The following is a 12,957-nucleotide window of genomic DNA, read 5'->3' as shown; positions in this document are numbered from 1 at the left end:
GGACCGGGGCGGAGGATCGGTCGCGCGACGGATGCCGTTACACCTCGCGACGGACGACGACGAGGCCCGCGATCGCGAGAGTGGATGACATGAACCCCACCATCGAATCCGCCCCCGTCCTCGAAGCCAGGGGGCTCGTGAAGCGCTACGGGGCGCTCACCGCGCTCGACCGCGTCGACCTCACCGTGCGCGCGGGCGAAGCCGTCGCGATCATGGGCGCATCGGGGTCGGGCAAGACGACCCTCCTGCACTGCCTCGCCGCCATCATCGCGCCCGACTCCGGCTCGGTGCGACTCACCGCTCCCGGCACCGCGGCGCGTGAGCTCGTCGGGATGCCCGACGCCGACCGCTCGGCCGTGCGCCGCAGCAGCCTCGGGTTCGTCTTCCAGGACCACCTGCTGCTGCCCGAGCTCACCGCCGTCGAGAACGCCGCGCTGCCCCTGCTCCTGGTGGGCACCGCTCGTGCGGCCGCCGAGGCCCACGCCGCCGCATGGCTCGGCGCGCTCGGCCTCGCGGGCATGGAGAACCGCCGCATCGGCGAGCTGTCAGGCGGGCAGGCGCAGCGCGTCGCCATCGCCCGCGCGCAGGTGACCGGGGCCCCCGTGGTGTTCGCGGACGAGCCGACCGGCGCCCTCGACTCCACCACCTCGTCGGAGGTTCTCGACGCACTGCTGCACGCAACGACGGGTCAGGGACGCAGCCTCGTCGTGGTCACCCACGACGCCGAGGTCGCGCGCCGCTGCGACCGTGTCCTCCGGATGCGGGACGGCCGCATCGTCGACTCGTCCGTCGCCGAGCAGTCCGTCGCGGCGGCACGTTCGGCCGGTACCGCCGAGGTGACCCGATGAGCGCGGCGGGCCTCGCGACGGCGTCGGTGCCGCGGCCGCCGGCTCCCCTGTCCCCAGCCTCCGCGGCGCCGGGCGGCGTGCGCCGCGTCGCCGTCCTGACCGTCCTGCTCTCCCGTCCGGCCCGTCAGGGGTCGGCGGCGATCGTCCTGCCGCTGACGGCCTTCGCCGTGACGACGCTGCTCATGCTCATCGTCGCCGGGGGCACGCGGATGTTCCTCACCGACCCGCGCGCGGGCGAGACGGCCTTCCTCTACGGTGTGCTGAGCGTGCTCGCGCTCATCCTCCTCGCCGTGCCGACCGCCACTCTCGGAGCCGCGGCCGCGCGCCTGTCGAGCCGTCGCCGCAACGACCGGCTCTCGACGCTGCGCCTCCTCGGCGCCACCAACACCGAGGTCGGCGCGATGGCCGTCGGGGAGGCATCCGTCGTCGCTCTCGCGGGAGCCGTGGTCGGTGCCGCCGCCTACGGCGCCGCACTGCCGCTGGTCGGGCTGCTCCCCTTCTTCGGCGGCCCCGTGGGCGCCGCCGCCGTGTGGGCGGGCTGGCCGATCGTCCTGGCCGTCATCGTCGGGGTCGCGCTCATCGCTACCGCGAGCGCGGCGGCGAGCCTGCGCCGCGTGCGGCTGACGCCTCTCGGTGTGCGCCGCCGCACGGATGCTCCGCCGCGACGTACCCGCACGCTCGTGCTCTCCGCGATCGCGATCGTCGTCGTGGGCCTGGTCGTCGCCCAGTTCGGCAGCGTGGCCTCGCTCCTGGCGCCCGCCGCGTCGATCGCGCTCCTGCTGGCGCTCTTCGCCGGTGCCCTCGCTCTGGTCAACCTCATCGGAACACCGATCGTCGCGGCCCGCGGCCGATCGATGGCGCGCCGAGCGCGGACGGCAGCACAGCTCATCGCCGGACGAGAACTCGCCGCCCACGCCCCCACCGCGTGGCGCCGGGTCTCGAGCATCGCGATGATCTCGTTCATCGCCGTCGTCGGCGGCAGCGGCATCGCGATCACCGAGCTCGCCGGCGACGAGACCGGCACGACGCTGTTCGCCGACATCCGCACGGGGGTCCTCGTCACTCTGGGCGCGGGCTTCATCCTGCTGGCCGCCTCGGTCGGCGTCAGTCAGGCGGCGTCGGTGCTCGACGACCGCGAGCTGATCGTGGGCCTCGACCGCCTCGGCATGGAACCCACGGAGCTCGCCCGGGCACGCCGCATCACGGTCATGCTGCCCCTGCGGTGGGCCGCCGCGGGCGGCGCGGTCGTCGGCGCGGCGCTGGCCCTGCCGATCGTGGGAATCAGCCTCATCGTCGCGCCCTTGACCATGGCCGTCATCGCCGCGACGTTCGCGGCGGGGTTCGGCGCGGTCGCACTCGCGCTCGTCGCCTCTCGTCCGCTCGTCACGGCGATCCTGCGCGGGTCCGCCGGGTGACCGTCGGGCCCGTCGTCAACCTGCTTCCCGCGGCTCAGTGCCGCGGGAAGCGGGCGTCGAGCCAGGCGAGCAGATCCGCCTGCACGTCGGCCCGCACCGCCTCGTTGAAGATCTCGTGACGAGCTCCCGGGTACACCAGCGTCGTCACGTCCGTCAGCCCCGAGCGGGTGCGATAAGCGTCGGCGAGACGGTGCACGCTTCGCGGGCCGCCCACCGTGTCGTCGCGGCCGACCATCAGCAGCACCGGGACGTCGACCCCGAGGTCGCGGCGGGGGCGGCCGATGAGCTTGAGCGTCTCGAGCGGCCCGAACAGGCGCGGCAACGGCGTCGTCGTGGTGAGCGGATCGTCGAGGAAGTCCCGCTGGACCGCGGCATCCGTGCTCAGCCACTCCACGCCGGTCGCACCCGGAGCCTTCCACGGCGCGTTGAGGTCGCCTGAGTTCAACGAACCCGGCCACCGCAGCGCCGACCCCGACAGGACGAGTCCCGCGTAGGCGTCGGGGCGATCGTCGAACAGCATCTGGGCGAGGAACGATCCCCACGAGTGGCCGAGGAGCACGATGGGCGCCCCGGGATGGTCGCGCTCGATGATGCGGGTCAGCTCGGCGCACGCATCGCGCGCGGCGTGCAGCCCACCGCGACCCAGGCGGCCCAGCTTGCGCGGGTCGCCGTGCTGGCGGATGCCGGTGCGTCCGTGCCCGCGGTGGTCGTCGGCGTAGACGGTGAAGCCGGCGGCCGCGAGCACCCCCGCGAGCTCGGCATACCGGCCCGCGTGCTCGCCGACGCCGTGCAGCAGCTGCACGACCGCCCGCTGCTCGCCCTGCGCGGGATGGATGTCGTAGACGATCGCGACCCCGTGCGCGTCGGTGAACTCGGGCATGCGGCGAGTCTACGTTTTCGGTCATCGCCTTCCGGACACCCCTGACCGTTAGCAAAACTAATGAGCTAAGCTAAACATCACAGATGAGCACCTCTTCCCCCGCCTCCGCCCCGCCGCCCGCCATCGATCTCGCGCACGACGCGACCGACCTCCGCATGGCGACGTTCCGCCTCGCGCGCCGGCTCCGCGCCCAGCGCGCCGTGGACTCGATGAGCGACGGGCAGTTCGCCGTGCTCGCGAACCTCCACGTGCACGGACCGCACACGCTCGGCGAGCTCGCCGACCGCGAGCGCGTGTCGGCACCGTCGATGAACCGCACCGTCAACCACCTCGAAGAACTCGGGTACCTGACCCGGACACCCGACGACGGCGACCGCCGCAAGGTCAACATCGCCCTCACCGACGAGGGCCGCACCGTGGTCATCGAGACGACCCGCCGCCGCGACTCCTGGCTCGAGCACGCACTGGAGGAGCTCGAGCCGGCCGACCGCGAGACCCTCGCCGCCGCGGCCGTCATCATGCGGGCGGTGGCCGACCGATGAGCTCCGCGATGTTCCGCTCGTTCTCGGTGTTCAACTACCGGGTCTGGTTCTTCGGCGCGCTCGTGTCCAACGTCGGCGCCTGGATGCAGGCGACTGCACTCAGCTGGGTCGTGCTCACCGGGCTGACCGATAACGACGCCGGCGCGATGGGCGTCACGATGGCGCTGCAGTTCGCCCCACCGCTGCTGCTCGTCGGCGTCACGGGATGGGTCGCCGACCGCTTCGACAGGCGCCGCCTGCTCGTGGTCACTCAGAGCTCGCTCATGCTCGTCGGGCTCGTCATCGGCACACTGCTGCTCACGGGCGTCATGACCCTCCCGCTCATGTACGTCTTCGCGTTCACGCTCGGGATGATCTCGGCTTTCGACAACCCGGCGCGCCAGGCCTTCGTGTCCGACATCGTCGCCCGCGAGATCGCGGCCAACGCGGTGGCGCTCAACGCGGCATCCTTCAACGGCGCCCGCATGATCGGTCCCGCCGCGGCGGGCATCGTGATCGTCGCCGTCGGAACCGGCTGGGTCTTCTTCATCAACGCGGCGACCTTCCTCGCGATGATCGTCGCCCTGTTCCTCATCCGCCCCGGCGAGCTCATCCCACGTGCGACCGCCGCGGGCGCGGCGCGCCTCGCCGACGGCTTCCGCTACGTCAAGGGCCGCCCCGACCTCATCGTCACCTTCGCGATGGTGTTCCTTCTCGGCGCGTTCGGCATGAACTTCCCGATCTTCGCCTCGACGATGGCGATCGAGTTCGGGCGCGACGCCGACGGCTACGGGCTCCTCAGCTCGATCCTCGCGATCGGGTCGCTCGCGGGGGCACTGATGGCGGCGCGACGCGAGCGGGCACGCATCCGCGTCGTGATCTTCGGCGCCGGCCTCTTCGCGGTCGCCGCGGCGGTGTCGGCCTTCATGCCGAACTACTGGCTGTACGCGGTGACCCTGATGTTCACCGGCTTCGCGGTCGTGACCACCCTGACGACGGCGAACGGGTACGTGCAGACCACGACCGACCCCGCCCTGCGCGGCCGCGTGCTCGCACTGTACATGGCGATCCTCATGGGCGGCACGCCCATCGGTGCGCCCATCGTCGGGTGGGTGGCCGATCAGTTCGGGCCGAGAGCGGCCATCGGCCTCGGCGCCGTCGCCGCTCTCGTCGCCTTCGGCGTCGGCGCGACGTGGATGCTCGTCTCCGGACGCGTGCACCGCTCGAGCTCGCGCCGATTCGCGCTCTCACTCGATGAGACGCGACCGATCTCGGTCGTGGCACCCGAGGAGTTCAGCGACGAGGTCGCCGGCACCACGCCGATCGCCCTGCCCGACCCGGCCGCCGACCGGCCCCGCCGCTGACCTGCAGATGTAGCGGAGCATCGCGTCCGAGCGGGCCGTTTCAGCACATCCGGGCGAGGTACGGCACCGTGTAGGTGGCGTGGTAGCCGACCCCGTCGAGCCACTGGTACGCCGTCACGGTCGCCGACCCCGGCACGAGCGAGTCGCGGCCCGAGTCGAACAGGCGGTAGGCGGCACCGTCGGCGGGGACCTTCTGCTGCGCGTGGTCGCTGCCGACCGCCGCGAGCCGCACGTCGATCGGCGACCCCGCCTGGTTGGCCGCGTGCACCGCAACATGCACCGCGCCGTTCACGCACTGCGACCGGGCACTGACGCGGAGAGGCACGGGCTGCCCCTCGCGCACGACCGCGGCCGCCGACGGCTGCGACGCCACCGCCGAGCCGTAGCGCCCCGCGGGGGTGACCGTCGCCGACCACTCCCCCGCCGGCACCTGCGCGAAGCGCGCCACGCGGGCATCGGCACCGACCTGCTGCTCGATCACCTCACCCGCCGCCGAGCGGAGGATGACGCTGAAGCCGGTGGCCGGGTCCCCGGCATCCGTCGTCTTCCAGGTGACGTTCACCCGGGCCGAGTCGACACCGATGCCCGGCGCCGCGACCGGCGCAGGAGCCGGCCGCAGCGGCACGCCGCCGAAGTCCATGCCCGAAGCCAGGTGGAAACCGGTGTAGCTCGGCTGGTTGTATGTCGTCTGCTGCCGCGCGACCTCGGCGCGATACTGCGGATCGTGCATCAGCGTGTACAGCTTGTGCTGGGTGACCTCGGTCGAGACGTACACCCGCAGCGCCGACGAGTCGGCCGTGCGCACGACGAGCTCCTCGCGCCAGTCGCCCAACACGTCGGCCACGAGCCCGGGGTTGCCCTTCGTGCCGTTGTTGGCGAGGGTTCCGGATGCCGTCAGCACCGTGCCCCGGGTCCAGTCATCGATCGTCGGGGTCGCGTCGCCGCTCCCGTTCACGATCTGCGTCGTGAGATCACCGGCCCACCGGATCGAGGCGTTGGTGCCGGGCGTCGCCGCCGAGAGCACCTCGCCCTGCGCCGTCAGCAGGCCCGAGGCATCCGTTCCGCCGGGCATGCTCGACCAGACCTCCATGCCGGGGACGTCGGGGCGGACGTCGCCGATCATGCCGCGCCCGGTGTCGCGACCCGAGTAGGCGCCGAAGATGACCTCGCCGGTGGCGGCATCCCGCATCGCCGTTCCGTACGGCGCATACGCCCCGCCCTCGTGAACGGTGAAGATCTCGAGGCCCGGCCGGGTGGGGTCGATGTCGGCGACGTGCATCGCGTCACCGTGACCGAGTCGCGCGACCTCGCCCGGCGTCGCCGAGCCCTCGGGCATCTCGGCGAAGGAGCTGTAGAGCAGGCTCCCGTCGTCGTCGAGGGTCGCCGAGCCATAGACGATCTCGTGGCGGCCGTCGCCGTCGACATCCGCCGCCGAGAGGCTGTGGAAGCCCTGGGTCGTGATCGAGCCGTATACGGGATCGGCGCCGTCGACTCCGTGCGGGCCGTCGTTGAACGGGTTGCTCATCGGCGCGTGGCCGCTGTCGACGAACCAGCGCTTGACGAGATTCTCGCCGTCCCAGTCGTAGGTCGCGATCGTCGTGCGCGTGTAGTAGCCGCGGGCGAACACCGCCGACGGACGCTCGCCGTCGAGGTAGGCGACGCCGGCGAGGAACCGGTCGACCCGGTTGCCGGGCTCGATGCGCGCCATCGCATAGTCACCCCAGAGCAGGCCGTCGTCGCCGCGATCCGGCTCGTACCGGACGGTCTGCAGCTCGGCTCCGCTCTCGCCGTCGAACACGGTGAGGTACTCGGGCCCGTCGAGGATGAACCCCTCGAAGTCCCGCAGGGCGTTGCGGGCGCTGCGGCTCGGGGCGTACACGTCGATGAAGTGGTCCACGAGAGCACGGGCGTCGGCATCCGACAGCGGGTAGTCGTAGCGCGGCTCGATGCCGAAGGCCTCTTCGAGCGTGGCGGGCCACTGTCCCGAGACGACCTCGTCGCGCGTCGACCACCCGCGGAACATCTCCGCGAGGTGGTCGGCGTAGTCGGCCGCGCTCATCCGGTAGTCGTCGGTGTGCGCGTACCCGGCCGCGATGTCTTCGCGCGGCAGCGTGACGTACTGCTCCGAGGCGATCGAGCCGTCGTCGGCGTAAGTGATCGATTTCGTCCCGGGCGCGGTCTTGAGCATCGTCTCCGAGCGACCGTCGCCGTCGAAGTCGTACACGAGGAACTGCGTGTAGTGCGCGCCGGCGCGGATGTTCGGACCGAGGTCGAGCCGATTCAGCAGGCGCCCCTCCAGGCTGTAGGTGTCGATGTAGACCCCGCCGGTGTACCCGACCTGCGAGACGTCCTTGGAGTTCGAGGGATCCCACTTCACGATGAACTCGTAGCGCCCGTCGCCATCGACATCGCCGACCGAGACGTCGTTCGCCGAGTAGGTGTACTCCTCGCCGGCCGGCGTCACGCCGCCCGCGGGCGGCTGCAGCGCGACGTCGAGGAAGCCCCCGTCCATCGCGATCGCGGCATCGCTCGCGGCCGCCTCGACGCCCGCCGCCACCGGCGCCACACGGTAGACGGATGTCGCCGTACCGGCCTCGTCGCGGTAGTTCGTGCTGTCGGTGACGGTGGCGATCGGCTCGTCGTCACGGTAGACGACGAAGTCGGTGCCGGTGAGGCCGGTCTCGCCTGCACCGCTGGCCTCGCCCGCGAGGAGGCGCCAGCTGAGGAAGACGCCGTCGTCTGTCGCCACGGCGACGAGGCCGCGGTCGAGGGCCTCGAGTCGGGGCACGGGTGCGGACGGCGACGCCTCTGCTCCCGCGGCGGGCAGCGTCGCGACGCCCCCGACGGTGAGGGTCGCCGTGGCGAGCGTCCCCGCGGCGAGGCCCGCGAGCAGCGTGGAGCGGAGTCTGTTCTTCATTGAATCGATCCCATCGGAATGCGCTTTCCTGCGTTCCGACGAGCCTAAGCGCCCGCTCCCCTCTCGCCGATGAGTTCTCTCTCATCCCCCGCATCCCGGCTCTCCGCGCCCGAGGGTGCGCATCCGCACGGTCTGGACCCGCCGGCACCGTGCATTCGCGCGCCCTCGCGGCTCATAACGGGGAGGGGGCCACCTCGAACTCGAGGGTCGCGGGGACATGGCCGGGGGCGGATGCCGTGACGGCGACCGTCCCGGTTCCGGTGGGCTTGACGACCGCGAGCAGGCGACCGTCGAAGGTCGTGAAGACCGGACCCGCGTACGACTCCTCGCTGTCGGTCCGCCCGGAGCCGATGCCCGCCAGCACCCCGGCTCCGGTCACCTCGACCGTCACCGGGACATCGCGGTCGCACACCACGGTGCCCGCGTCGTCCTCGAGCGTCAGCGCGACGAACGCGAGCCCGTCACGGCCCACGACCTCGTCCTCCGCGCGCGCGACCAGCGAGACCGGCCCCGCGGTGCGCAGCGTGTGTCGCCCGACCTCCGCACCTCCGCGGCGCGCGACGGCGACGAGGCGCCCCGGTCGATAGCGGGTCTCGAATCGCGCGAGGAACGCCTTCTCGCGGCCCACCGGCTCGACGCCGACGCTCTCGTCGTCGAGGAGCAGCTCGACCTCGTCGGCATCGGCGTACACATCGACGGTGACGGGTGCGCCGGAGGCGGCATCCCACGACCACGACGCCACCGTGTCGGTCCACGACCACGGCGTCGTCGCGGTCGGGCGGCCGTGGTGCTGCGGACGGTGCACGGCGATGTACGGGTCGCGGCGCAGCCCGTAGACGATCTCGCGGTAGTACGAGATCGGTCGGCGGAAGCCGGTGATGTCGATGTCGCCGCACCCGGCGAGCCGGTAGGGGTAGGGGCCGGCCGTGCCCGTGGGCGCGTAGCCGGGCTCGTCGGTGTAGTCGACGCGTCCGATACCGGCTTCGCCGAGGTAGTCCCATCCGGTCCACGTGAAGTCGCCGATGACGTGCGGCAGCTCGCGGACGAGGCCCCACATCACATCGATCCGCTCGGGGAACGTCTCCGACCCGACGATGACGCGATTCGGATGGTCGCGGGCGTCCTGCCGGTAGCGCGAGTCGGCGTAGTTGAACCCGACCACGTCGAGCACCGCCGCAGACTCCTCGATCGACGCGCTCACGAGCGGCGAGGCGTTCATGAGCCCCATCTGCTCGCCCATGTCGGCCATCATCGTGTTCGCGTCGGGGACCTGGTCACGCGCCTCGGCCATGCGGTCGAGGTTCGCGATGATGCCGTTGATCCCGTTCGTGACGAAACGACTCGGGTCGAGCTCGCGCACCCGCTCGGCGAGCCGCCGGCTCCAGGTCGCGCCGAGCGGCGTGGCGAGCTCGAGGATCTCGTTGCCGATCGAGTACATGACGACGCTCGGGTGGTTGCGATCCTTCGCGACGAGTGCGGCGATGTCGTCGTGCCAGCGCTCGGCGAACGTGATCGTCGCGTCGAAGGGGGCTTTCGATCGGGTCCAGGCGTCGGTGAGCTCGTCCATGACGAGCATGCCGTGCCGGTCGCACGCCGCGAGCATTGCGCGGCTCATCGGGTTGTGGGCGCTGCGCAGGGCGGTGAATCCCGCTTGCTTGAGCAGGCGGACGCGCCGGTCCTCGGCCGCGGGCTCGGTCGCCGCCCCGAGCATCCCGTTGTCGTGGTGCACGCACGCCCCGCGCAGGTCGATCGAGCGGCCGTTCAGGCGCAGCCCGTGCCGCGGGTCGAGCTGCAACGAGCGGATGCCGAAGTCGGCGACGTCGTCGTCGAGGTGCGCACCGTCTGCGGAGGTCAGCGTGCTGTGGAGGCGGTAGAGCTCGGGGGTCTCGATGTCCCAGCGCCGGGGCGCGTCGACCACCAGTCGCGCCCGCGCCACCGCGCGCTCGCCCGGCAGCACCGTGACGGGCGACTCCCCGCGCGCGACGACCGCTCCGTCGGGTGCGGTGATGTGCCAGCTCACGCGCGTGAGCGCAGTGTGCCGGGTCGTGTTCGCGACCTCCGTCGCGACGGCGACGACCGCGCGCTCGTCGTCGATATCGGGGGTCTCCACGCGCACCCCGTCGAGCGGGATGTGGACGGGGTCGGCCACGACGAGATGGACCGGACGGTAGATCCCGGCGCCCGAGTACCACCGCGAATCGCGATGCGCGCGCGCCTCGACGCTGATGCGGTTGACGGCGCCGAAGCGGAGGAAGGGATCGAGCACGACCGAGAAGCCGGCGTAGCCGCCTGCCTCGTGGGCGACGAAGGCGCCGTCGACGAAGACCACCGCATCGCGATAGACGCCCTCGAACTCGAGCATGACCGTGCGCGAGCGCCAGTCGTCGGGCACGTCGAGCGAGCGTGCGTACTCGAACACGCCGCCCGGGGTGTATCCGGTGTGCACCCCCTGCGGTTCGTCGGGTGAGCGCAGCAGATCGCGCAGCGCATCGTGCGGCAGGGTCACCGCGACGGGAGCGCGGCCCTCCGCGGCCGACTCGAACGGGCCGAGCTTGGGGCCGACGGTCCACCCGTCGTGCAGCGGCATCCGGATCATGCGGGCGGCTCCTCGTCGCGTTCGACCGACCAGTCGATGTCGACGAAACTCGCGAACAAGGCGCGCAGCTCGCCCGCCATGTCCAACGCGTCGCGGTCGAGCAGCCATTGCACCTGCAGCCCGTCCATGAGGGCGACGACCGTGATCGCCGCCCGGCGAGGGGTCATTCCGTGCCGCAGGCGCCCTTGGTCGCGCAGGCTCCGGAACGACCGCTCGATGTTGCCGCGGGTGTACTCGTAGCGCCGGACGAAGTAGGCATGGGCGGGATGGTCGGATGCCGTCGCCTCGGCCGACAGGGTCGTGTAGAGCTCCACGACGCCGGGCGTCGAGGCATTGTGAGCCGCAAGGAAGACCAGTCCGCGCAGCACCTCGGCCCCATCCTCCGACTCGATCGGCACCAGCGCCCGCGCGCGGGCGTCGCGCTCTTCGAGCACCGCTTCCAGCAGCGCGCTCTTGTTGCGGAAATGGTGCAGCAGCCCGGCCTCGCTCATGCCGACGCGCGTCGCGATGTCGCGGAGCGATCCGGCCCGGTACCCCGATTGCGAGAACACCTCGAGAGCGGCATCCAGGATCGCCTGGCGGGTGGCTTCGGTCTTCGCGTACGAGCCGCGCCGTCGACGGCGCTCAGGCGTCGTCGTGTCGGTCGTCGTCATCATCGTCCATCTGTCCGTGGTCGCCCTCGTCGGCGAACGGACGCCAGTCTGCCCGCTCGAATAACGAAAACCTAGCGATCGGTAGAAATTCGTTTCAAAAATCTAGTCACCGCTCGGATTTGGTGCTAGCGTCCACGGCCAGGGCGATCCACCGGGGTATCGCCTCTCCCGAGAAAAGGACCAAAGATGTTCCGATGGAAGGCCACAGCAGCCCTCACGGTCGTCGCCGCACTCGCTCTGGCGGGGTGCGCGGGGACGGACGAAGGATCCGGCGGCGGTGACAGCGGTCGCGCCGATCGACTCACCCTCACGGCGATCGCCGCTCCCACCAGCTACGACATCGGCCAGGGCGCGGAATGGGGCAACCGCAGCCCGTTCTTCCAGGCCGTCTTCGACACGCTCCTGTCGAAGGACTCCTCCGGTGAGACCCAGCCCTGGCTCGCCACCGAATGGTCGTACAACGACGACAACACGGTGCTGACCCTGATGCTCCGCGAAGGCGTGAAGTTCACCGACGGCACCGACCTCGACGCCGCGGCCGTGGTCTCGAGCCTCGAGCACTTCCGCGACGGCACCGCCCCGCAGGCCGCCACCCTCGCCGGCAAGGAGTTCGCCGCCGTCGACGCGACCACGGTCACGATCACGCAGGAGGCACCCGACCCGTCGCTGATCAACCTCCTCTCGATCGCCCCGGGCCTGATCCAGGCGCCGTCGACCTTCGACGACCCCGACTCGGCGACCGACCCGATCGGCTCGGGCGCGTACATCCTCGACACCGCCTCGTCGGTCACCGGCACCACGTACAACTACACCGCCAACCCCGACTACTGGAACGCCGACGCGGTCAAGTACGACAACCTCACGATCAACGTCCTCGAAGACGTCACCGCCACCGTCAACGCCGTGCGCGCGGGCGAGGCGAACGGCGCGAAGATCGCCGACAACAACACGATCTCCGAGGTGGAGGGCGCCGGCTGGACGATCGAGTCGAACGAACTCGACTTCCAGGGCCTGCTGCTGCTCGACCGTGCCGGCACGATGGCCCCGGAGCTGGCCGACGTGAAGGTGCGCCAGGCGATCAACATGGCCTTCGATCGCGAGGCGCTGCTGGCGTCGCTGCAGAGCGGCTACGGCACCGTCACCGAGCAGGTGTTCCCCGAGACCTCCGTCGCGTACGACGCCGCTCTCGACACCACGTACCCGTACGACCCTGATGCCGCCAAGGACCTCCTCGCCGAGGCGGGCTACCCCGACGGCTTCACGCTCAACATGATGTCGACCCCGGCCTTCCAGACCACCTTCGACCTCGTCGCCCAGCAGCTGTCCGACATCGGGATCACGGTGAACTACACCGACCCGGGCACCGGCAACTTCATCACCGACATGCTGGCGCCGAAGTACCCCGCCACCTGGATGGCCCTCGAGCAGAACCCCGACTGGCAGCTGATCAACTTCATGGTCGGCCCCGACGCGACATTCAACCCCTTCACGTACCAGGACCCGACGGTCGACGGCTACATCCAGACCGTGCAGTTCGGAACGCCCGAGGAGTCGGACCAGGCCCTCAAGGACCTCAACAAGTACCTGGTCGACCAGGCGTGGTTCGCGCCGTTCTTCCGGGTGCAGGGCACGTTCGCCACCGACGCGAACACGAACCTCGAGTTCTGGCCCACCAACGCCTACCCGTCGATCTTCGACTTCTCGCCGAAGAACTGACCGCACCCCCTCGGACCGGGCGGGTCGTCTCCGCCCGGTCCGAGGGC

The 12,957-nt window shown here is 71.1% G+C and carries 9 protein-coding genes; 5 read left to right on the top strand and 4 right to left on the bottom strand.

Annotation, left to right across the window (positions count from 1 at the left end):
* Positions 1-89: 89 nt before the first annotated feature.
* Together QUC20_RS02460 and QUC20_RS02455 are read left to right on the top strand one after the other, a co-directional pair.
* Positions 90-848 (top strand): ABC transporter ATP-binding protein, encoded by a 759-nt coding sequence (locus QUC20_RS02460; protein ID WP_289330841.1) that lies wholly within the window; start codon positions 90-92, stop codon positions 846-848.
* Positions 845-2,263, top strand: coding sequence for an FtsX-like permease family protein (locus QUC20_RS02455; protein ID WP_289330840.1), 1,419 nt, complete (start codon positions 845-847; stop codon positions 2,261-2,263). Before QUC20_RS02460 ends, QUC20_RS02455 begins: the two co-directional genes overlap by 4 nt.
* A 34-nt stretch (positions 2,264-2,297) precedes the next feature.
* Here QUC20_RS02455 and QUC20_RS02450 read toward each other — a convergent pair whose 3' ends face one another.
* Entirely contained in the window at positions 2,298-3,143 is an 846-nt protein-coding gene (locus tag QUC20_RS02450) for an alpha/beta fold hydrolase (protein ID WP_289330839.1), read from the bottom strand.
* A gap of 83 nt (positions 3,144-3,226) precedes the next feature.
* Here QUC20_RS02450 and QUC20_RS02445 point away from each other — a divergent pair, with 83 nt between their 5' ends.
* Positions 3,227-3,685 carry a MarR family winged helix-turn-helix transcriptional regulator gene (locus QUC20_RS02445; RefSeq protein ID WP_120263524.1) on the top strand — a complete coding sequence of 153 codons (459 nt, stop codon included), beginning with the start codon at positions 3,227-3,229 and terminating at the stop codon, positions 3,683-3,685.
* Between the two features lie 8 nt (positions 3,686-3,693).
* Positions 3,694-5,028, top strand: a complete 1,335-nt coding sequence (locus QUC20_RS02440; protein WP_259455262.1) for an MFS transporter — start codon at positions 3,694-3,696, stop codon at positions 5,026-5,028.
* 40 nt (positions 5,029-5,068) lie between these two features.
* Here QUC20_RS02440 and QUC20_RS02435 read toward each other — a convergent pair whose 3' ends face one another.
* The 3 genes from QUC20_RS02435 to QUC20_RS02425 all read right to left on the bottom strand — a co-directional run bounded on the left by QUC20_RS02435 (position 5,069) and on the right by QUC20_RS02425 (position 11,197).
* Entirely contained in the window at positions 5,069-7,945 is a 2,877-nt protein-coding gene (locus tag QUC20_RS02435; protein ID WP_353105714.1) for a rhamnogalacturonan lyase, read from the bottom strand.
* A 172-nt stretch (positions 7,946-8,117) separates the two neighbouring features.
* On the bottom strand, positions 8,118-10,541 hold the full coding sequence (locus QUC20_RS02430; protein WP_289330838.1) for a glycoside hydrolase family 2 TIM barrel-domain containing protein: 2,424 nt from the start codon (positions 10,539-10,541) through the stop codon (positions 8,118-8,120).
* On the bottom strand, positions 10,538-11,197 hold the full coding sequence (locus QUC20_RS02425; RefSeq protein ID WP_289330837.1) for a TetR family transcriptional regulator: 660 nt from the start codon (positions 11,195-11,197) through the stop codon (positions 10,538-10,540). Before QUC20_RS02425 ends, QUC20_RS02430 begins: the two co-directional genes overlap by 4 nt.
* A 183-nt stretch (positions 11,198-11,380) precedes the next feature.
* Between QUC20_RS02425 and QUC20_RS02420 the strand changes: the two genes are divergently transcribed.
* A complete protein-coding gene (locus QUC20_RS02420; protein WP_289330836.1) occupies positions 11,381-12,910 on the top strand; it encodes an ABC transporter substrate-binding protein in 1,530 nt (509 codons plus the stop codon).
* Positions 12,911-12,957: the final 47 nt, after the last annotated feature.

The organism is Microbacterium arborescens (assembly GCF_030369635.1).
Lineage (GTDB): Bacteria > Actinomycetota > Actinomycetes > Actinomycetales > Microbacteriaceae > Microbacterium.
The sequence above is the reverse complement of the archived record's forward strand: the minus strand, read 5'-3'. Positions and strand labels throughout refer to the sequence as shown.